Genomic DNA, 19,931 nt, shown 5'->3' on the forward strand with positions numbered 1-19,931 from the left:
CCGCGGGGCTCGAGTCGCCTCAGTAGGCGTAATAGACAGGCGCCGTGGTGCTGGTGAAGAAGTTGTAATACGTGGCCACGTAGTTGCTGCCACTCCCCGTCTCGCCAGGGAGCGGGCCCGTCTTCGTGCCGTAGACGACCAGCGTGGTGCCAGCGTCCGTCTGGTCCAGGTTGCAGACGGGGACGTTTCCGGCGCCGAAGTTCACCACGATGTTCGTGTCGCGCAGCTTCGTGAGCGTGGCCGCGTCGATGTGATTGACCTTGCACTGGGTGTTGGCACTGCCGCTCGGGGACTGCTTGTACGAGAAGGCCGTGGCCAGGCCCACGCTGGTGCCGAGCACCGCGATGTGTGGAGTGTTGTAGGAGCGGCCCAGCTCCACGCTGGCCGCGGGATACGGACACGTCCCCGAGGCATTGCGCGTCAGGGTGATGGCATGGCGAGGAGGAAGCTCCACGGGAATCACGGCCGAGGAGATGGTGAACGAACAGCCGCCGAAGGAGCTGGTGGTCAGCGCGGCCTGCTGCGCGTCCAGCGTCTCCTGGGGAGCCTCCCCTTCGGGAAGTCCACCACAGGCGACAAGGGACACCGCGGCACACGCAAAGGCAATCTGCTTGAAGACAGTCATGAGGTGAGAGACTCCGATGAGAGGAGGACGAGGACTCTATCGCCGTCCCTCAACGACTCACAGCGCGGACCGCCCTCGCGGAATGCAACGCACCGGCGTCATAATTTGCCAGCATCGACTCTCATCTCCCATGCGCCGAGAACCAACAGGTGTCTCGCTTGACCACTCCCAGAGCGTTCGCAAAGCGCTGGTCGATTGACGCGCCATGCCTGGGTTTGCACCCGCCAGGCGCCTCTCAATCCTTCACCTGACGCCCGAAGTCGCGCCGCGTCGAAGCCTCCATCACATCACGCGTAGACGTGCCTCCGAGCCTCGCCGACCCCGGGGTCCCCCTCACCCGCGATGCCCGGACGACACCGTCCGTGAGCGCCCCTCACCCCCAACTCGCACGGTGGGGCTTGACCCGAGGCCCGTATTCACGGTACTGATCTTGATATTGATACTGATTATCAAAATCAACTGAGCTCGACAGCATCGAGCCGGATACGGAGGGACGAGACGTGGCACGTGATCTGGGACCGAGGGGCAAGATGTGCCGGCGACTGGGGATTCCGCTCTCGCGAATCACCGCGAAGGACCCGGACAAGGACCCGGTGCTGCGGCGTCCCTATCCGCCCGGCCAGCACGGCGCCACGGCGCGCATGGGCAACAGCGACTTCTCCCGGCGGCTGCGGGAGAAGCAGAAGCTGAAGCTGTACTACGGCCTGCTGGAGAAGCAGTGCCGCCGCGCGTTCATGGAAGCGCGTCGCTCGCCGGGCAACACGGGCACGGTGTTGTTGCAGTTGCTGGAGAGCCGCCTGGACGCGCTGGTGTTGCGCGCGGGGCTGGCCACGAGCATCCGACAGGCGCGCCAGTTCGTCCGCCACGGGTACTTCCAGGTGAATGGCGCCGCGACGGACATCCCCAGCTTCCGCGTCAAGCCGGGCAGCGAGATTCGCTACCTCCCTGCCCACCTGAAGCTGCTCATCGTCCGCGAGTCCTTCGAGCGGATGAAGGGGCGCTCCGTGCCGCCGTACGTGCAGGTGCTCGGTGACGGAGAGGGCCTGCGCTTCGTGCGCACCCCGGAGCGGGAGGAGATTCCCGTCGACGTGAACGAGCCATTCATCGTCGAGTACTACGCGCAGCGCAGCTGACGCGGCGGGCACTCGGAATCACCGCGAATGGGTCGGGCTCCAGGGCCTCCCATTCGCGCCCGAGGCCCCCGTTCGACGGACTCCCAGGCGCGTCACACCGAGGCGCCTGGGTGCTCAGGGCAGCAGCGCCGCCTTCAGCTCCGCCACGGAGTGGAACAGGTGCGCGGGAGCATGGCGCGCCAGTGCGTCCGCCAGCGTGTAGCCCCACCCCACCGCGCCGGCGGGGATGCGAGCCTCTCGCGCCGCCTCGATATCGCGAATCTCGTCGCCCACCGACAGGGCCTCGGCCGTCGTCACCCCGGCGCGCTTGAGCATGCGTCGGAACTTCGCGGCCTTTCCGAAGATGGCGGCGCCACAGTCGAAGTGCGTCACCGATTCGACGACGGGGCCCAGCACCGAGCGCACCGACACCTCGCTGTCCGAGCTGATGATGGCCACCGTCACGCCGGCGTGCTTCAGCTCCGCGAGCAGCTCCGGCACGCCCGGGAACAAGGGAGTGGAGGAGGCGGCGGACAGCTTCTGCTTGCGCATGTAGCTGACGATGGCGGGCAGCCGCCACATGGGCACCTTCGTGTGCGCCATGATTTCGCGTCCGGACATGCCTCGCATCGCCTCGAACTCCGTCGGCGTCAGCCGTGAGAAGCCGAAGCGGTCGGCCATGTCGTTGAAGACGGAGCGGAACCACGGCAGGGAGTCCGCCAAGGTGCCGTCGAAGTCGAAGATGACCAGGCGATAGGGAGACATGAGGCGCCGCGGAGTCATACCAGAAACCCCTCACGACGCGCGCCGCAGGCTCCGCACCACGCTGACAACCTGCTCGCGGACGAAGCGGATGGCCTCGTCGTCCTCGGACGCGCTCCGCCAGAGCAACTCCATGGGAGCGCCTCTCAACGTGAAGGGCGGCTTCAACGGACGAAGGAACGGGCGCAGCGCCACCACGTCCCGAGCGACCATCCCCGGCACGGTCGCGACGAGCGTGCTGTTCTCCAGGAGGGCGCCCAGGCCATGGAACGTGGGAATCGACACCCTCACCCGCCGCTGGTGGCCGAGCACATCTTCCACCACGCCGCGCAGGTCTCCGTTGTACGAGACAATGACGTGCTCCTGCGCCAGGTAGCGCTCCAGTGTGAGCGTCTTCCCGAGGCGAAGCCGACGCGCGTCGTGCAGACACGTGAAGTGCTCGGTGAACAGCTCCAGTCGCCGCATGCCCGAAGGCAGCTCATCCGCCACCGTCACCGCCAGGTCCACCGCCGACGCGCTCAGCAACCCTCCCACGGTGCGGAACTGCACCGGAAGCACGACGAGCTTCAGGTGAGGGGCCTCACTCGCGAGCACGTGGAGCAGGCGCGGCAGGAGCCAGGACTCACTCGCGTCGGAGAGGCCAAGGCGCACCGTTCGCTCGCTCGTCCGTGGGTCGAACGCGGCGGGAGCCAGCGCGGCCTCCACCAGGGCCTCCAGGTGTGGCCTCGCGGAGGCCAGCAGTCGCCGCCCCCGCGCGCTCAAAACGAGTCCGCGCCCATCCCGGACGAACAGCGGTGAGCCCACCGCTGACGTCAGGCGCCTCAGCGCCGCGCTCACCGCGGGCTGCGTGAGATAGAGGCGCGCCGCAGCAGCGGTGACACTGCCCAGCTCGGCCACGACGACGAAGACGCGCAGCAGGTTGAGGTCCAGCGACTTCTCATAGATGGCGTTCATGTTCGGGATGCATCCTATTGATTGGATTTCAGGATGGCGATTCGCGAATTCTTGTGGCGTCGGCACGACAAAGGGAGACGCGATGAGCACGCACGAAGCCAGGCAGACGCGGCACACGGTGAAGCCAGGCACCACGGGCCCCGAGGTCTTCCCACTCGGCCTGGGATGCATGGGCATGTCCGGCATGTACGGCGCCACCAACGACGATGAGAGCCTGCGCACCGTGCACGCGGCCATTGAGCGCGGCGTCACGCTGCTCGACACGGGCGATTTCTATGGCATGGGCCACAGCGAGCTGCTCGTGGGACGCGCCATCGCCGGGCGCCGCGAGCGGGTCCAGCTCTCCGTGAAGTTCGGCGCGCTCCGGGGCCCGGATGGGAGCTGGCTCGGCATGGACCTACGCCCCGCCGCCGTGAAGAACTTCGCCACGTATTCGCTGAAGCGCCTGGGCGTCGACGTCATCGACATCTACCGCCCCGCACGGCTGGACCCGAACGTCCCCATCGAGGAGACCATCGGCACGATTTCGGACCTGGTGAAGGCGGGGTACGTCCGCCATATCGGCCTCTCCGAGGTCGGCGCCGAAACCCTCCGCCGCGCGCACCGCGTCCACCCCATCGCCGACCTGCAAATCGAGTACTCCCTCGCGAGCCGGGGTCCCGAGTCGACCATCTTCCCTACCCTCCGGGAGCTCGGCATCAGCGCGACGCTCTACGGCGTCCTCTCCCGAGGCCTGTTGACCGGGAGCAAGCCCACCGGCGCCGGTGACTTCCGCGCCCATCTGCCCCGCTTCAGTGGCGAGCATCGCGAGAAGAACGAGGACGTGGTGGGTTCGCTCCACCGCTTCGCGCACGAGCGGCGGATGTCGCCCGCACAGCTCGCCATCGCCTGGGTGCTCGCACGACAGCCCGGGTTCGTGCCAGTCATCGGGGTGAAGAACGTGGCACAGCTCGACGACGCGCTGGGGGCCTTGAATCGGCCCCTGACGAGCGAAGACGTCGCCGCGCTCGACTCGCTCGGGGCTGTCTCCGGTGGACGCTATGGGCCCGAGCAGATGCGCTTGCTGGACAGCGAGCGCCGGTAGCGCCCAAGCCCAATTGGAGCCCCTGCAACGTCAGACAGAGCCGCTAGAGTGGTTGGTGCGATGCGAGCCATCATCCACGTGGACATGGACGCTTTCTATGCGTCCGTGGAGCAGCGGGACAACCCAGCCCTGAAGGGCAAACCTGTCATCGTTGGCGGGCATGCCCAGCGAGGCGTGGTCGTCGCCGCGTCCTATGAAGTGAGACCCTTCGGTGTGCGCAGCGCCATGCCCATGGCGCGCGCGGTGAAGGCCGCGCCCCATGCCATCATCGTCAAGCCACGCTTCCCCGCGTACGCGGAGGCCAGCGAGCAGGTCTTCTCCATCTTCGAGCGCTACACCCCGCTCATCGAGCCCTTGTCCCTGGATGAAGCCTTCCTGGACGTCACGGCCTCGGTGGGCCTGTTCGGCTCGCCCGCGGATATCGCGCGGCGCATCCGCAAGGACATCGCGGACGAGCTGAAGCTGCCGTCGTCCGCGGGCATCGCCACGGTGAAGTTCGTGGCGAAGATCGCCTCGGACCTGGCCAAGCCCAACGGCCAGCGGGAGGTCCGCGCGGAGGAGACGGTGGCGGTCCTCGCGGGCCTGCCGGTGTCGCGCCTGTGGGGCGTGGGGCCGAAGACGGAGGAGGCCCTCCAGCGCTCGGGGCTGAAGACCATCGGCGACGTGGCGACGAAGGACCCGGAGTGGCTGGAGGCGCGGCTGGGCACCAGCGGTCGGCACCTGTGGGAGCTGTCGCAGGGCATCGACATGCGCGAGGTGGTGCCGGACCGCGCGGCCAAGAGCGTGGGCGCCGAGGACACCTTCGAGGAGGACCTCGCGGGCGTGGAGACCCTCAAGCCCCACGTGCATGCCCAGGCGCTGCGCGTGGCTCGGCGCCTGCGGCGTGCGGGAGTGAAGGGCCGAGTGGTGCAGCTCAAGCTGAAGCTTTCGGACTTCACGCTCCTCACCCGCCGCACCACGCTGCGCGAGGCGACGGACGACGGGCAGACGCTCTATCGCACCGCGCTGGAGCTGCTGGAGCGCTCACATGAGGGCAAGCCCATCCGCCTCACCGGGGTGAGCGTGCAGCTCGACGAGGTGCCGCCCCAGCTCGGACTCTTCCCCGCCGCGCCGCCCCGGACGGCGAAGCTGAACGCGGCGCTGGATAGAATCGCGGAGCGCTTCGGCAGCAAGGCCATCACCACCGCGGACATCGCGGGCAGCGACGCCCCGGGTGGCGACGAGCACCGCTCCGAGCGCCCCGTGGACAAGGACAAACCCAAGCGCTGAGCGCGCTCAGTCCGCGGCGGGAACCATGTCGGGCGGCGGCGGCTGACGCGCGGCCTCGTCCCGGGACATGACCAATACGCCCACCAGCGCCAGTCCTCCACCGACGAGCTGCACCCAGTCGGGCTTCTCTCCCAGGAGCGGCACGGCCCACAGCGTGGACAGCACGGGCTCACCGAGCGAGGCCACCGCCACGAAGGGCGCGGAGAGGTGACGCACGGAGGCGTTGAGCAGCGAGTGGCCAATGAGCTGCGGCACCAGGGCCAGCCCCACCAACACCATCCAGGTGCTTGGCGTGAAGCCCGTCAGCGGCGAGTCGACGAAGCCGTGCGCCACCATCAGCGCCACCGCCGCGACCGAGTAGACGATGCCCACGTACGTGCCCAGCGACATCGACTCGCGCACGCGACGGCCCACGACGAAGTACACGCCCGCCATGACGGCGCCGGCCACCGCGAGCAGGTCGCCCCAGAGCGCCGTCCCCCCGGCCGCGAAGTCCCGCGCGCCGATGAGGACACTGCCCGCGAGACACAGGACAAGCGCCGCGACACCACGAGGGCCCACGCGCTCCCCCAGGGCGAGCCACGCGAACAGCGTCACCCACACCGGCTGCGTGGTGACGAGCGCCACCGAGCTGGCCACGGTGGTGTACTGGAGCGACGCAATCCAGGTCGCGAAGTGCAGCGCCAGCGCCAGGCCGGACAACACCAGCCAGCCCCAGGTCCGCGCGGAGAGGGACGTCAGCTCCGAGCGGCCCCGCACCAGCGCGAGCGCCAGCAGCGGCACCGAGGCGAAGGTGAGGCGCCATGCGGAGATGGCCAGGGACGGCGCCTCCGCGAAGCGGATGAGCGGCGCGGCCCAGGACACGGCCACCACGCCCAGCACCAGTCCCCCGTAGACACGCGTCCGGGGGACCTCCGCGGGGGGCGCCGGGTTCACGCCTCGCCGGCGCCGGAGCCGGATGAAGAACCCGCTGAGGCGGAGCCCTCTCCCCCGGCACGACGACGACGACGACGGCGGCGACGCTTGCGCTGGCCACCGGGCTCGGAGCCCTCGCTGTCGGAGGCCTCGGGGCGAGGAGGCGGCACCTCGCCGGCCTTCCACGCGTCCAGTTGCTCACGGTGCTCTCCGGTCGCCTCCACCGTCATCTCGAACACGGTGAGGGCCTCGCCGAAGAGAGGGTGACGCCGGAAGGCCGCGCTCTTGCGGCGGCGCTCGCCGGACAGCGTGCGCTGCGCGAGCAGCAGCATGCGGCAGCGCTCGGCGATGCGGCGGGGCAGCCGGGCCGACTGGACGAAGCCGGCGAGCAGCTCCTCCACCACCTGCGACACGGAAGGACGACCGCCCTCCTGCGGCTCGGCGGGCGGGCCCGAGTGGCTGATGGGCACCAGCAGCGCCGCCAGGAGGATGGCGTCGTCGAGCGGCTCACCCGCGGCCACCCGGCGGTCCAGCGCCTGCGCGAAGGAGTAGAAGGTCTTCTCGCCTTCCTTGCCGTGCTGCTTGAGGTACGCATTCACCGGCGGCAGCAGGAACTTCATCGCATCCAGCGCGTCCAGCAGCTTCAGGGCCGGTGCTGACACGCCGCCGCGGATGAGCCGGAAGGTCTCCTCCAGCAGACGCGCGGGAGCGCAGCGCGGCAGGTCCTCCACCGCGCCTTCCATGGCCGCGTACGTGCGCGACTCGATGTCCAGGTCCAGCTTCGCGGCGAAACGCACGGCGCGCAGGATTCGCACCGGGTCCTCGCGCATGCGCACTTCCGGGTCGCCGATGGTGCGGATGAACCGCTCGTCCAAGTCACGACGGCCGCGGACGTAGTCGATGACCCGTCCCTCGCTCACGTCGTAGAACAGGCCGTTGATGGTGAAGTCGCGGCGGCGCGCGTCCTGCTGCGCGGTGCCGAAGACGTTGTCGTGGGTGATGAGCAGGTCATCGCCCCCGGCCTCGCCCTCATCCTCCGGAGCGGAAGGCGCCGCGGCCTCCAGCTCCGTCGGATTCGCGCGGAAGGTGGAGACCTCGATGATCTTCCCACCCTTGAAGTAGACGTGCGCCAGCCGGAAGCGACGGCCGATGAGCCGGCAGTTGCGGAAGATGGCGCGCACCTCGCCCGGGTGGGCACTGGTGGCGACGTCGAAGTCCTTGGGCTTCTTGCCGAGCAGCAGATCGCGCACGCAGCCGCCCACCAGGTACGCCTGATGGCCGTGCTGATGCAGCCGCAGAACCACCTTCAGGGCGTCCGGGTCCAGTTCGTCCGGGTCGATTTCCGCCGGCTCTCCCGTGGAACGGACATGAGGGGCGTGCAGCGCGCGCTCGTAGGGGGTCGGCTCGGGCTCCGGCTCGAGCACGGTGGGCACCTGCTCCACCTCGTCCTCGGCGGCCTCGGCGGCGTCCTGCGCCTCGGCGGCGGCGAGCACCTCCGCGGCGGCCAGACCCGTCTCGTCGAAGACGCCGTCGAGCGCGTCGACCTCGTCGTCGTCATCGGACTCGTCGTCGGCGTCGTCCTCGAGCGGGCTCATCTGGCTTCTGGGCTCGGGCGCTTCGTCGGCGGAGACAGCGGAGTGGGAAGAAACTTCGGGGAGGGCCGATTCGGCGGCCACGGACTCGGGGGCACTCGCCTGTTCCGAGGGGGCAGTCGTCAGCTCCAGATTGGAAGACATGGAAACCTCTTGAGCGCCGCGCTCGGAGCCCACTGCCGCCTCGGATGAGGCAACCTCGCGCGCGTCTTATCGGGCGCAGGTGGCAGCGGACCGCCGGCAGGCGGCGTTTCAGTCAAAACTCGCGTCATCACCATGGACACCCCAAACGGGGCGCTTCAGGGGCAGCCGTCTATAGCGCATCCACCCTGGGAGGGAGTAGCGCCCTTTCTGCGGGTCCACCGGACAGGTGGAGCGCTTCCACCCCACCCGTCCCTTTTCCAGCAACAAGGGGCTCGACCGTGCATTCGGGGAGGCGTCGAAGGGCATCCTGTTCCAGGCTCGCTCCAGGCGGTGAAAAAGAGTCCGCCACGAGTATCAACCCCATGGCCGGCAGCCGGCGGCGGGCTCCCGCCCTCCCGGATGACTCTGTTCCGTATCAACACTGGAAGCGCGTGAAACGTTCTGGAACCGGCCCAAGCACCGTGCACCAGCCCGCCTGGGCAGCACCCCGGCGGGCCCGGACGCGTCCCACCCGCCTGGTCGGTCGTCTGGACACCAGGCAGCCACCCTCCCGTTGAGTTCGGGCACCCCTCGCACATGGGGTGCGCGCGCGCCGCGGTTCCTGTCCTGGCGGGCTCAGGGAGACGGCTTGGTGCGGCCCTTGTGGTTTCGCGGAAGCGCGTGGTGGATGAGGGAGACGTAGTCCACCGCCTGCACGGGCGGAGGGGGCGGCGGCGTGCCCAGCGCCGCGAGCCGCTTGCTGAACGCGGAGAGGATGTCCGGCATCGGACGCATCGCGGCGAGCAGCTTGTTGGGCCCCTCCAGCGCCTGGGACAGCGCCACCGCCGCCTGCTGCAGCGGCAGGCCCCGGCGCAGCAGGTCCTGGAAGGAGTTGGAGAGGGTGATGATGTTGTGCCCCGCCGTCTGCACCATCTCCACCGCGATTTTCAGCACCTGCGGCGCGGACAGATGCCCGTCCGCCAACAGCACCAGCGCGGCCTGGAAGTAGTTGAAGATGGGGACGACGCGAGGCCCGTACGCCGTGAAGTGCGCGGGCGGCGTCAGCTTGTCCAGGTGGATGAAGATGCGCCGCACCGGGTCCGCCACCGGAATCTGCTTCCACGCCGCGCGCACGCGCTCCGCGTCGTCCGGATAGACACCGCCCGCCTCCAGCACCTGGGACAACACGCGCTCGTCCACGCGGCCGGCAATCAGGTCCGCGAAGAGCGAGTAGATGAACGCATCCGCCTCCGCGTCGTCACCGAAGAGGACCTCCTCGGCCTCCGCGGGCGCCTTCACCCGGCTCTCCAGAATCGCCGGCAGCTTGTAGCCCACCTGCCCGCGCAGCGCGCGGAAGCGCCCGCGCAAGAGGTTGCCGATGTTGTCCTTGAGGACGAACTCGTCCCAGCGCACGCCGTCCAGCTTGAGCTTCTCCTCCAGCACGGCGCGCATCTGCTTGGGGCTGCCGGAGACGATGCACAGCCGCGAGTCGCCGTTCTCCGACAGCTCGCGGATGAGCGCGCTCGCGCCTGGGATGGCGACCTTCTCGTGCGCCTTCTGGAAGGCCGTGCGCAGCAGGTCCTTGAGCGAATCGAAGTCCGTCTGGAGGTACGTCTTGTCCAGATCCCAGCGGTAGATGCGCCGCGGCGGTCGCGGGTCGATGCGGTCCGGCAGACTCACTTCTGAAGACCTTCCCGGATGGAGCTCCCCAGGTTGTTCGCCACCACCTTGGCGGCCACCTTGCCCGCGTTGGCGATGGCGCGCGCCTTCGAGCGCCCGTGCGCCTTGATGAAGATGCGGTCGAACCCGAGGATGGGCGCACCGCCGTACTGGTTCCAGTCGGTGATGTCCTTGATGCGCTGAATCCCGCTGGACAGCATGGCCAGGCCCGCGCGCCAGCGCAGGCTCTCCTTGTAGGCGTACTGGGCCAGCTCCACGACTGTCTCGTGCACGCCCTCCAGCATCTTCAGGCACACGTTGCCCGTGAAGCCGTCGGTGACGATGACATCCGCGGTGCCCTTGGGAATGTCGATGCCCTCCACGTTGCCGATGAAGTTGATGTCCTTCATCTCCGACAGCCGCGCGTGCGCCTCCACCACCCGGGGCGGGCCCTTCTGCGGCTCGACGCCGTTGGACAACAGCGCCACCTTGGGCCGCTCGTTGCGGGAGATGATGCGCGCGTACTGCGAGCCCATGACGGCGAACGTCACCAGGTCATCGGCCGTGGCCTCCACCGTCGCCCCCACGTCGAGGATGAGGGAGAACGGGTCCTCCTTCGCGCCTCGCACCGAGCGCGTCGGATACACCGTGGCCAGCGCCGCGCGGCGCACGCCGGGGATGAGCTGGAAGTGGCGCGCGCACGCCAGCACGCCCGCGCCCGTGTTGCCCGCGGACACCAGCGCCTGGGCCTCGCCCTCCGCGACGAGCCGCGCGGCCACCGCCACCGACGCGTTGGGCTTGCGCGCCAGCGCCTCGCCGGGTTTCTCGTCCATGCCCACGAAGTCCGCCGCATGCTGGACGGAGATGCGCTCGCCGTTGTGCTTCGTCTCCGCGAGCGCGTTGTCGATGAGCGTCCGGTCCCCCACCAGCAACGCATGGATGTGGGGTGAGTCCAGGGAGAGCTGCGCGGCTCCGCGCACCACCTCCGCTGGCCCATGGTCCGTCCCCATCACGTCGAAGGCAATCGTCACGGGCTGCGGCTGTTTGACCACCATGGCCCCCATCTTACGACCTTTGTCCGGCCCTCGCGCCTGCCATTCTCGCCTGAGTCACGAGGCTGGCCGCTACCAACGCCCCCACCACGAGCATTCCCGCCGCCGTCCCGTACGGCACCCCGGGCCCCAAGCGGGTGAAGAGCCACCCGCCCAGCGCCGGCCCCAGAATCCGCCCCAGGGAGCCCGCGGCCTGGAAGCCCCCCAGCGCCGCACCGAGTCGTTGCGGGGGCGCATGCAGTGATACCAGCGCGGACAGGCAGGGGTTCGTCAAGGCCGAGCCCACCGCCAACAGCCCCATGACGGGAAACAGCCACCCGTACGTGGGCGCCACCGGGAGGAGCGCCAGGCCCAGCGCCGTCACCCCGAAGCCCGCCGTGGCCACCTGGGCCTCTCGCCCCGAGCCCCCGCCCCCCTCCCCTCCCACCAGCCTGCGCACCACCCCACCCTGCACCAGCGCGCTGAGCACGCCCACCACCGCGAAGAGCCAGCCCGCGCGCAGGCTCGCCTCGCGGAGCACCGCCGTGTCCGTCATCACCGGGTGGAGGAACAGCCCTCCCTCCAGCGCCACCGGCCCCACGGAGAGAAAGCGCGTGAGCAGGTAGACGGAGAACGTCCCCTCCATCTGTGAGAACGCGGTCGTGAACAGCAGCATCAGCACCAGGCACCGCGCGACGACGGGCAACCGCAGCGCCTGGACGGCGCCCTTGAGGGTGCGCACATGGCCTTCCGGCCCCCCCTCCACCCGGGACTCCGGGAGGAAGAACCAGGTGCAGACCAGATTGACGGCCACCAGCCCCGCCGCGAACAGGCCAATGGCCAGGTTGCCGCCCCATGCGCCCAGAAAGCCGCCCAGCGCGGGCCCCAGCACGAAGCCCAGGCCGAAGGCCGCGCCGATGACGCCCATGCCCCGCGCGCGCTCCTCCGGGCGGGTGATGTCCGCGACGACGGCCTGCGCGGTGGCGATGTTGCCGCCGGAGATGCCGTCGATGACGCGCGCCAGGAAGAGCAGCGGCAGCGAGTGCGCCAGGGCGAACAGCACGTAGCCCAACAGCGAGCCCACCTGACTGAGCAGCAACACCGGCCGGCGGCCGTACCTGTCACTCAGCCGGCCGAGCACGGGGGCCGCCACCAGCTGCATCAGCGAATAGACGGAGATGAGCAGCCCCACCGTGAAGGGCGACGCTCCGAACTTCACTCCGTACACGCCCAGCTGCGGAATCAGGATGCCGAACCCGATGAGGTCCAGCGACACGATTCCGAAGACGACGCGCAGTGACGCCGTCCGGCTCACCCGTAGCTCCCTTGCTGGAAATGAAAAACCGCCGGAGCGCGGAAGATAGCGCTCCGGCGGTCTGAAAGGCGCGGCAACTCCGCGCCCCGCGACGATTTGACGCTCTCTGCTAGAGCGCCTCGGCGGACTGGACGTTCCGGTTCGCCGTGTCGCGGTCGATGCAGCCCTTGGTCAGGGTGTACTGGTACGTGCCCAGCTCGTCGCGCCAGTACTCACCCTCGTACGGCCAGTAGAGCTGGTCGTCGGAGACGGCCACCGAGAACTTGTACTTCTTGACGATGGACGTACGGCCCCCCGCCTTGAGCTGGTCCTCGAGGAACTCCTTCTCCTTCGTCGTCGTCTCGAACTTGATGCGCAGGCCGTTGGCGAGCAGCTGCTTGAGCGCGACGAGCTCCGTCTCCAGCTTGCCCTTGGCCATGATGCCCGCCTTGGAGATGAGGCCCGTGCGGTGGACCTTCAGCTCCTCCAGCAGGCTCTTGGAGAGCTCGGAGTACTTGAAGGTGTCACCCCGGCTGGCGAACGCGTCCATCTCCCCTTCCAGCTCGAGGATGGAGTCGTTCGTCTTGCGCAGGTCCTGGTCCGTGAGGGCCAGGCGGAGGATGCGCTCCAGGATGACGTCCGTCTCGTTCTTCTCCAGGCCGTCCTTGTTCTTCTTCTGCACGTCCGCGAGCACCGAGTAGTACTCGCCCGCTTCCATGTTCTTCTTCACCAGGGACTCGAGCTGGTCATGCACCGGCAGGTACGTGCGCTCGAAGTCCTGGAGGATGATGTTGGACTCGCGGTAGCGGCAGTTCTCGTAATAGATGACCGCCTTGAGGATGAGCGCTTCCGGGAAGTACTCCTCGCGGAAGAAGGGCGACGAGAGCGTGATGAGGTTGCCCAGCGCCTGCTCGAACTGACCCACGCGGTAGTTGGCCCAGCTCGCCTCGAAGAGCGACTCCAGCCACTGCGTGTTCCCGCGCTCCACCTTGCCCAGGTAGAACAGCGCGAAGCGGTTCTGCTGCATGCCGTAGTGCGTGCGGGCCAGCTGCATGAACGCCAGCTCGCGCAGCGACTTGTCCAGCTTGACCTGGTCCGCGGACTTGCCGGCCACCGGGCGGGTGAGGCGCACCACTTCCTTCATCGCCTCCACCGAGGCCAGCATCTCCCCGTTGCCACGCTTGGCCGCCGCGTCCTTCTGACGGCTGCCGTTGCGGAACGAGGCCAGACCGTCCAGGTACCGCGCGCGCGGGTAGAACGCGTCCGTCTTGGGAATCAGCAACGTCAGCCGCTGCACTTCCGCGAAGCTCTTGTCCGCGTCCGCGTTCTGGCCCACCTGGTCCAGCGCGCGGCCGCGCACGAAGTGGTAGCGCGCCAGCAGGTAGCGGAACTCGTTGCGGTACTTCTCCGGGAACTCCTGGTTCGCGTGACGGGCAATCTCGTCGAGGATGACCGTCTCGTTCTTCGTCTTGCGGCTGATGAAGAACAGCCACTCCAGGCTCGTCTTGAAGAACTTGGTGGAGGGCCCCAGGGCGAGCAGCTTGGAGAACTCACCGAGCGACGAGTGGTACATGCCCATGCGGTAGAGCGACTTGGCCAGCACGTAGCGCGCCTCCGTGTGCAGGCCCGCGAGCTTCGGGTCCGCGAGGAGCTCGTGGGCCGACATGGCGGCCTTCTCGTACTCGTCGTTCTTGAAGAGGCTGACGGTGATGTCCAGCCGCTGGCGGTCCGCCGTCTTGCCGGACACGTCCACCGCGTCGAAGGACATGGTGGGCGCGGGCGTCTTGGGCGTCTCCTGCGTCAGGTCCAGCCCGAAGCCGCCGCTGTTCGCGGGAGCCGCGGGCGGGGTGGGCGTGGGCGCCGGAGCGGGCGTCGCCTCGGAGGGAGAGGTGGGGCTGGTCACCGCGGCCGGGGTGGCCTCGATGGGACCGGTGGCCTCCGCCGGAGCGTCGTCTTCCACGGGCGCGGGAGGCGTCTTGCCCCGCGAGCCACGCGTCGGCTTCTTCTTCGACTTGGAGGCCTTGGAGGACCGGGTGGTTGAAGCACCCTTCTTCTTCTTCTTGGACTTGGACTGACCACCCAGGTCCAGTCCCTCGAAGTTCTGGGCGAACGAAGGGGCCGTCCACACGAGCGCGAGCCCGAGGACGGCGAGGCGGATGAGCCTGAAGGAGCGCAGCATCATGACCCAGGGTTGGACGACGGGAAGAAGAAGGACACTCCCAGCTCGAACAGCAGCTGGTTGCGCAGATAGTTGTCGGTGCGGCCCTTCTCCACATAGATGAGGTCGCGCACCTCCGTGCGCAGCGTCACCCAGCGGTTGAAGAAGAAGCGCATCCCCACGCCCACGTTGCCGCCGGGGGTGAGGTAGTCCTTGGCCAAGAGGCCCGTGGCGTCATCCAGGTCCGGTCCCCGGTACTGGATGACCGAGCCACCCACGACGCCGTACAGGTCGAAGTGGATGAAGCTTTCGGCCAAGAGCGACAGCTTGCCGTAGATGGGCGCCCACTGGACGTCCGCGCCACCCAGCAGCTTGAGCTGCCCGGGAGCCTGACCATCCAGTTCGCTCTTGGCGGGCGACTTACAGCCGCGCGTGGAGCCATCCGTGCCGTCGGAGAAGGTGCAGATCTGCGCCGAGCCCGCGACCGCGTTCACCGCGTAGCCCGCCCGCAGGCTGATGCCGAGCGTCTCCATGGGGTGATACGTGAGCACGCCACCGAAGATGTACTTGGTGAAGAAGGCGTCGCGCAGCGACAGCGTCGCGGACGGGCTGAACTCGAAGCGCCCCTTCTTCAGGAACACGTGGCCCGACACGGGCCGCACCCGCTCACGCAGGGGGCCGAGCCGGTCCTTGTCCACCTCGGACACGTCGCCGGCCTCCTCCTCCTCGGAGGTGGTCTGCGCGTTCGCCAGCACGGGCATGGCGAGACAGAGGGTCAACAGCCAACGGAAGACGGGCTTCATTCCGCGTCCCTCCCCGTCGAACGGAAGGGCAGGAACAGCGAGATGCCGGCGTTGAGGGTCATGACGTTCTGGATGGCCCCCTTGGCGCTGCCCAGGGGCTGATCCACATAGGAGGTGTTGATGAGCGCCACGTTCACCGCGATGAAGTCCTGGGCCACGAAGCGCATGCCCAGGCCCAGGTCCGCGGCGGGGTTGAGCCCGCGGCCCGGCAAGGACGAGGTCTCCGTCTTCACCACGCCCGCGCCCGCCAGCAGATAGCCGTCGAAGTGCAGGATGGAGTTGAGGAAGGCCACCTTGCCGTACAGCGGGCTCCACTCCACGTCGCCCATGGCGGACCACTCGGGCACCGAGTTGTAGATCTTGCTGTAGAAGGCGCGCTTGGCGGTGCGCACGTCGTCGGACGGCACCACCTGCATCAGCGAGCCACGCGCCGAGATGGCCAGGGTGTCCGCCAGGTAGTAGGCGCCCCGCAGGGAGACACCCACCTTCGAATAGAACGGATCATTGACGGAGACGCTGATGAGCGGCGTCAGCTCGAAGCGTCCCTGCTTCCGGTACACCTTTCGCTGGACGCTCTTCACCCGGTCTTCCTGGGTGATGTCGGTCAGCGGCGGCAAGGCCTCGGGAGGAGGAGCCTCCTCCTCCACGGGTCGGGTGGCGGTCGCTGCGGGCGCGGCCTCCTCCGCCGGCGGCGGCGTGGGTGATTCTTCGGACTTGGGCTGGGTCTCTTCCGTGAGGTCGAGTCCCATGCCCTCCTGGCTCTGCGCAGGTGCCAGGGCGGGCACCAGGCACAGCGCGAGCAGCAACGTGTGGCGATTCAAACCGGGGGCTCCGTGGGGGAGGGGGGGAAAGACTCCACCGGGGGTTCAGCGCGACTCTTCGCTTCGCCATCCTATCGGTCGTATTCCCGAGCAGCAACCGCCCAGCGCATGCCTGTCTACTCTGTATCTCTCCGGTATTCCTGAACAATTCCAGAGTGGACACCGCGGTGTGTGAGCGTTGGCACCCGGAGGTGCTGTGCTACCCTGGGCGCGCTAGTCGTGGGCCCCCCGTGCCCCCTCCCCCTTGTCGAGGTCTCATGAAGATGTCCGTGCGAGCCGCCTTCCTCGTGTCCACCGCGCTGTTGCTCGGGGGATGCAAGGTCAGCAGCGAGATTGGCAAGCCGTGCACCCTGGTCCGGAAGGCGCTGCCCGAGGAGAACTCGCCGACCAAGACCATGCCGGTGCTGGAGAGTGAAGTGGCGGACCGCCAGGACTTCATCTCCTTTGGTTCCGTCGAGTGCGAGGACCTCATCTGTGTGCGGGATCAGGACTACCCCCGCGCGCGCACCGAGGATGGCGCGGTGAACCCGACGGCGCCGGCGATGGGTTACTGCAGCAAGCCGTGCATCGACGGGGCCAGCTCCGACGCGTGCGAGGTGAAGGACACCTCCGACGTGAATCCGGACCTGCCGGGCCGGATGACCTGCCGCTCGCTGCTGCTGGACGAGGACACGCTCGACGCGCTGCGTTCCGCGGATGAGGACTTCTACCGACGGACCTTCGGCGAGAACAACTCGCCCTTCTTCTGCGCCGGGAACATCAGCGCGCAGGGTGGGTGACACTTTCGTGTGCGGGAGGTAGACCTTTTCCCGCGCTTGATTCGTAAAGGCAGGGCCCGCGTCGTCCGCGCAAGGAGCCCTGCCTCATGAATCGAACGGTCCTCTTCCTGTCCCTGGCCGGTGGCCTGGCCCTCACCGCCCTGGTGCTGGGCCTGCCCCAGGTGACCCGCCCGAGGACGGATCCCGTCGTCGAGGTGAAGACGCCGCCTCCGACGCCTCCCCTCCCCGTGCAAGGCACGCCCGGCTCGCTGACGATGACGAGCCGCCTGTCGCATCCGTATGTGCCCGCGGGCAGCTCGGAGGTCTTCGCCACGGTGGACCTGATGGGCGCGGAGGTCCCCGGCTCCAAGCGCCGCCCCGTGAATCTGGCGCTGGTCATCGACCGGTCGGGCTCCATGAGCGGCTACAAGCTGGCGCAGGCGAAGCAGGCCGCGCGGCACCTGGTGGGGCTGCTGCGGGACGAGGACCGGCTGGCCATCGTCCACTACGGCTCGGACGTGAAGAGCCTTCCGTCGGCGCCGGCCACGCCCGCGCAGCGCGAGCGGATGCTCCAGTACGTGGATGGCATCTGGGATGACGGCGGCACCAACATCTCCGCGGGCCTGTCCGCGGGCCGCTACCAGTTGTCCACCGCGCAGGAGGGCTTCGGCGTCAACCGGCTCATCCTCCTGAGCGACGGCCAGCCCACCGAGGGCATCACCGACGACGAGGGCCTGACGCGGCAGGTGCGCGAGCTGCGCGCCACGGGAATCACGGTGAGCGCCATTGGCGTGGGCACCGACTTCAACGAGGACCTGATGCAGGGCTTCGCCGAGTACGGCGCCGGTGCGTACGGCTACCTGGAGGACGCCGGCCAGTTGGCCGCGCTCTTCCAGAAGGACCTCCAGCAGGCCTCCACCACGGTGGCGCGGGACGTGACGCTGACCTTCACGCTGCCCTCGGGCACGGTGCTGGGCGAGGTGCTGGGCTACAACGCGCGGCAGTCCGGCAACCAGGTGATGGTCTCGCTGCCGAACTTCTCCGCCGGCCAGTTGGAGCGCGTCGTCGTGCGCCTGTCGACGACGGGCGACGCGGTGGGCCAGACGGTGCGGGTGACGGACCTGACGCTCAACTACACCGACCTCATCCGCAACGTGGGCGTGGAGAACGGCGCCGCCCTGTCCGCGGTGGTGACGGACCGGCAGGAAGAGGTTGTCGCGAGGCAGGACAAGGACGCCACGGTGTACGCGGTGCGGGCGCGCAGCGCGCAGAACCTCCAGAAGGCCGCCGAGGCCCTGCGCGAGGGCCGCCGCGACGAGGCCAAGGGCTACATCCAGCAGAACCAGGTGATGTTCAAGGAGGCCAGCACCGTGGCGAGTCCAGCGGCGGTGGCCTCGGACCTGGCCGAGCAGCAGGCCACGCTGGACGAGTACGAGAGCGCCGGAAGCGAAGAGGAGGTCCGCTCCGCCACGAAGAAGTCCAAGGTGAAGGCGCTGCGCGGCTTCGGCAAGGTGGGTTCCACCTACTGACCTTCGAGGCCTTGCGCCTCACTCGGGCCCGCCGCCCCACCCCGCTCCCGCACGGTGCTCGACAGCGCCGGGCGGAGGCGGGGTGTTTCATTTCAGGGGACGGCTAGTAGCAGAGGTACGCGTCCATCCAGTTGGCGTGAGGATCCGCGGGCTCCGCGAAGGGCACGGAGATCTTGTTGGCGTAGCGGCCCATCTGAGACCACACGAAGTTCAGGGCGGACGTCGGCGGCACGCAGAGGTAGTTGTCATCCCACCCCGTCTCCCCTGACATGCGGATGCGCGTGCAGCGCATGCCCGAAATCGCCCCGGTCTCGCTCCAGCGCAGGCCCACGTCGCGCTCGGCGCACAGGAAGTTGTCGTTCCACGTGCCCGCCACGTCGGTCGTCTCCGTGATGGCCGTGCACGCCTTGCCCTGGATGGGGCCAGCGGAGGAGAACTGGAACCCCAGCGGCACCTCGCGGTAGCAGAGGTAGTTGTCGTCCCAGGTATGGGGGTCCTCCGTCTCCAGCAACCGGGTGCAGCGCCAGTCCGGGCCCTGGAGCGGTCCCGCTGACGAAAAGGCGAACATCGCTTCCGCCTCCTCGGGCACGCACAGGAAGTTGTCGTGCCACGTGGTCTCCGCCGGCTCCGCGCTCTCGACAATCGGGTTGCAGCGCGCCCCGGCCGGCAAGGTGCCGTCCATGGTCCAGCGCAGGCCGATGTCCTTGTTCGTGCAGAGATGGTTGTCCCCCCACCCTCCCGCGAGGTCGGCCAGCTCGTTCATCAGCGTGCAGGTCATCCCTTCGATGGGGCCCGACGCGCTGAAGCGCATCACCAGCGGCGCCTCCAGGCAGAGGTAGTTGTCACTCCACCCGTGAGGGTCCTGGGGCTCGTTGAAGCTGACGCACTCCTTGCCAAGCAGCGGCCCCGCGCTGGACCAGGTCAGGGTGAGCGGAGATTCGTGAGGGATGCACAGGTAGTTCTCGGCCCACGAACTCCCGGGCTCCGAGCGCTCCGTCACGGGAGTGCAACGCATGAGGGGCAGGGGCAGCTCGTCGGCGTGGACCCAGACGAAGCCGAGGTCCGTCGGCGAGCACAGGTAATTGTCACTCCAGCCATTCGGGTCCTGGGGCTCGTCGATGGCGACGCAGTGCATCCCGTCAATGGGGCCGCTCGCGCTGAAGACAATCTGATGGTGGCTCGTGGGCAGAGAGGATGGCGAGTCCAGCGAAGCCACCACGGCCTGTCCACGCACGGGCGGCGCGGTGTCGTCGCCCCCTGCCTGACAGCCCAGGCCCACCAGGACACAGAGAAGTCCTGGAGCGAACGCTCGATGAACGACGACACGATGGAGGGGGATTTTCATCGGAATAATCTGACATGACTGGATTGAAAGGCGCCAGACGAGCACACAGGGAATGCGTGGCTTGAGTGGGGAGTGAGTCGAAGCGAGCGAGCGCACC

General features: G+C 68.4%; 17 protein-coding genes. 5 read left to right on the forward strand and 12 right to left on the reverse strand.

Annotated features, from left to right (window positions below; translation table 11 throughout):
* Window positions 1-19: 19 nt before the first annotated feature.
* Window positions 20-625, reverse strand: a complete 606-nt coding sequence (locus HUA74_RS28825; RefSeq protein ID WP_174457130.1) for a hypothetical protein — start codon at window positions 623-625, stop codon at window positions 20-22.
* Between the two features lie 500 nt (window positions 626-1,125).
* Here HUA74_RS28825 and rpsD point away from each other — a divergent pair, with 500 nt between their 5' ends.
* Entirely contained in the window at window positions 1,126-1,758 is a 633-nt protein-coding gene (rpsD, locus tag HUA74_RS28830) for a 30S ribosomal protein S4 (protein WP_141644875.1), read from the forward strand.
* A 114-nt stretch (window positions 1,759-1,872) separates the two neighbouring features.
* Here rpsD and HUA74_RS28835 read toward each other — a convergent pair whose 3' ends face one another.
* Together HUA74_RS28835 and HUA74_RS28840 are read right to left on the reverse strand one after the other, a co-directional pair.
* On the reverse strand, window positions 1,873-2,502 hold the full coding sequence (locus HUA74_RS28835; RefSeq protein ID WP_174457131.1) for an HAD-IA family hydrolase: 630 nt from the start codon (window positions 2,500-2,502) through the stop codon (window positions 1,873-1,875).
* 30 nt (window positions 2,503-2,532) lie between these two features.
* The gene (locus tag HUA74_RS28840) at window positions 2,533-3,453 is read right to left on the reverse strand and encodes a LysR family transcriptional regulator (protein WP_174457132.1); all 921 of its coding nucleotides are present in this window, start codon (window positions 3,451-3,453) and stop codon (window positions 2,533-2,535) included.
* Between the two features lie 82 nt (window positions 3,454-3,535).
* Here HUA74_RS28840 and HUA74_RS28845 point away from each other — a divergent pair, with 82 nt between their 5' ends.
* Entirely contained in the window at window positions 3,536-4,537 is a 1,002-nt protein-coding gene (locus tag HUA74_RS28845; RefSeq protein ID WP_174457133.1) for an aldo/keto reductase, read from the forward strand.
* A gap of 60 nt (window positions 4,538-4,597) precedes the next feature.
* The gene (locus tag HUA74_RS28850; RefSeq protein WP_174457134.1) at window positions 4,598-5,806 is read left to right on the forward strand and encodes a DNA polymerase IV; all 1,209 of its coding nucleotides are present in this window, start codon (window positions 4,598-4,600) and stop codon (window positions 5,804-5,806) included.
* A 6-nt stretch (window positions 5,807-5,812) separates the two neighbouring features.
* Here the strand turns inward: HUA74_RS28850 and HUA74_RS28855 are convergent, their stop codons facing one another.
* From HUA74_RS28855 to HUA74_RS28890, 8 genes are all read right to left on the reverse strand, one after another.
* Complete coding sequence (locus tag HUA74_RS28855; RefSeq protein ID WP_174457135.1) at window positions 5,813-6,742, reverse strand: DMT family transporter; 930 nt, start codon at window positions 6,740-6,742, stop codon at window positions 5,813-5,815.
* Window positions 6,739-8,457, reverse strand: coding sequence for a polynucleotide adenylyltransferase PcnB (gene pcnB / locus HUA74_RS28860; protein WP_174457136.1), 1,719 nt, complete (start codon window positions 8,455-8,457; stop codon window positions 6,739-6,741). The genes HUA74_RS28855 and pcnB overlap by 4 nt, the downstream gene beginning before the upstream one ends.
* A gap of 615 nt (window positions 8,458-9,072) precedes the next feature.
* Window positions 9,073-10,116 (reverse strand): phosphatase domain-containing protein, encoded by a 1,044-nt coding sequence (locus tag HUA74_RS28865; RefSeq protein WP_141644869.1) that lies wholly within the window; start codon window positions 10,114-10,116, stop codon window positions 9,073-9,075.
* Window positions 10,113-11,159 carry a phosphate acyltransferase PlsX gene (gene plsX / locus HUA74_RS28870; RefSeq protein WP_371745607.1) on the reverse strand — a complete coding sequence of 349 codons (1,047 nt, stop codon included), beginning with the start codon at window positions 11,157-11,159 and terminating at the stop codon, window positions 10,113-10,115. The genes HUA74_RS28865 and plsX overlap by 4 nt, the downstream gene beginning before the upstream one ends.
* 1 nt (window position 11,160) lies before the next feature.
* Window positions 11,161-12,441: an MFS transporter gene (locus HUA74_RS28875; RefSeq protein ID WP_174457137.1), complete on the reverse strand. Its 1,281-nt coding sequence runs from the start codon at window positions 12,439-12,441 to the stop codon at window positions 11,161-11,163.
* 109 nt (window positions 12,442-12,550) lie between these two features.
* On the reverse strand, window positions 12,551-14,599 hold the full coding sequence (gltC, locus tag HUA74_RS28880) for an adventurous gliding motility protein GltC (protein WP_174457290.1): 2,049 nt from the start codon (window positions 14,597-14,599) through the stop codon (window positions 12,551-12,553).
* On the reverse strand, window positions 14,599-15,381 hold the full coding sequence (locus tag HUA74_RS28885) for an outer membrane beta-barrel domain-containing protein (RefSeq protein WP_174457138.1): 783 nt from the start codon (window positions 15,379-15,381) through the stop codon (window positions 14,599-14,601). The genes gltC and HUA74_RS28885 overlap by 1 nt, the downstream gene beginning before the upstream one ends.
* Complete coding sequence (locus HUA74_RS28890; RefSeq protein WP_141649328.1) at window positions 15,378-16,202, reverse strand: outer membrane beta-barrel domain-containing protein; 825 nt, start codon at window positions 16,200-16,202, stop codon at window positions 15,378-15,380. The genes HUA74_RS28885 and HUA74_RS28890 overlap by 4 nt, the downstream gene beginning before the upstream one ends.
* A 257-nt stretch (window positions 16,203-16,459) precedes the next feature.
* Between HUA74_RS28890 and cglC the strand changes: the two genes are divergently transcribed.
* A complete protein-coding gene (gene cglC, locus HUA74_RS28895) occupies window positions 16,460-16,981 on the forward strand; it encodes an adventurous gliding motility lipoprotein CglC (RefSeq protein ID WP_174457139.1) in 522 nt (173 codons plus the stop codon).
* A gap of 86 nt (window positions 16,982-17,067) precedes the next feature.
* The gene (locus tag HUA74_RS28900) at window positions 17,068-18,489 is read left to right on the forward strand and encodes a VWA domain-containing protein (RefSeq protein ID WP_174457140.1); all 1,422 of its coding nucleotides are present in this window, start codon (window positions 17,068-17,070) and stop codon (window positions 18,487-18,489) included.
* Window positions 18,490-18,592: 103 nt separating this feature from the next.
* Here the strand turns inward: HUA74_RS28900 and HUA74_RS28905 are convergent, their stop codons facing one another.
* Window positions 18,593-19,834: a hypothetical protein gene (locus HUA74_RS28905; RefSeq protein WP_174457141.1), complete on the reverse strand. Its 1,242-nt coding sequence runs from the start codon at window positions 19,832-19,834 to the stop codon at window positions 18,593-18,595.
* Between the last annotated feature and the right edge of the window lie 97 nt (window positions 19,835-19,931).

Origin of the sequence: Myxococcus sp. CA051A (assembly GCF_013336705.1) — a bacterium.
GTDB classification, from domain to species: domain Bacteria; phylum Myxococcota; class Myxococcia; order Myxococcales; family Myxococcaceae; genus Myxococcus; species Myxococcus llanfairpwllgwyngyllgogerychwyrndrobwllllantysiliogogogochensis.

Excerpts from the sequence above, each read along its gene's own strand:
- HUA74_RS28825 (WP_174457130.1), bottom strand. The coding sequence starts at position 625 with ATGACTGTCTTCAAGCAGATTGCCTTTGCGTGTGCCGCGGTGTCCCTT.
- HUA74_RS28835 (WP_174457131.1), bottom strand. The coding sequence starts at position 2,502 with ATGTCTCCCTATCGCCTGGTCATCTTCGACTTCGACGGCACCTTGGCG.
- HUA74_RS28840 (WP_174457132.1), bottom strand. The coding sequence starts at position 3,453 with ATGAACGCCATCTATGAGAAGTCGCTGGACCTCAACCTGCTGCGCGTC.
- HUA74_RS28845 (WP_174457133.1), top strand. The coding sequence starts at position 3,536 with ATGAGCACGCACGAAGCCAGGCAGACGCGGCACACGGTGAAGCCAGGC.
- HUA74_RS28850 (WP_174457134.1), top strand. The coding sequence starts at position 4,598 with ATGCGAGCCATCATCCACGTGGACATGGACGCTTTCTATGCGTCCGTG.
- pcnB (WP_174457136.1), bottom strand. The coding sequence starts at position 8,457 with ATGTCTTCCAATCTGGAGCTGACGACTGCCCCCTCGGAACAGGCGAGT.
- plsX (WP_371745607.1), bottom strand. The coding sequence starts at position 11,159 with ATGGGGGCCATGGTGGTCAAACAGCCGCAGCCCGTGACGATTGCCTTC.
- gltC (WP_174457290.1), bottom strand. The coding sequence starts at position 14,599 with ATGCTGCGCTCCTTCAGGCTCATCCGCCTCGCCGTCCTCGGGCTCGCG.
- HUA74_RS28885 (WP_174457138.1), bottom strand. The coding sequence starts at position 15,381 with ATGAAGCCCGTCTTCCGTTGGCTGTTGACCCTCTGTCTCGCCATGCCC.
- cglC (WP_174457139.1), top strand. The coding sequence starts at position 16,460 with ATGAAGATGTCCGTGCGAGCCGCCTTCCTCGTGTCCACCGCGCTGTTG.
- HUA74_RS28900 (WP_174457140.1), top strand. The coding sequence starts at position 17,068 with ATGAATCGAACGGTCCTCTTCCTGTCCCTGGCCGGTGGCCTGGCCCTC.
- HUA74_RS28905 (WP_174457141.1), bottom strand. The coding sequence starts at position 19,834 with ATGAAAATCCCCCTCCATCGTGTCGTCGTTCATCGAGCGTTCGCTCCA.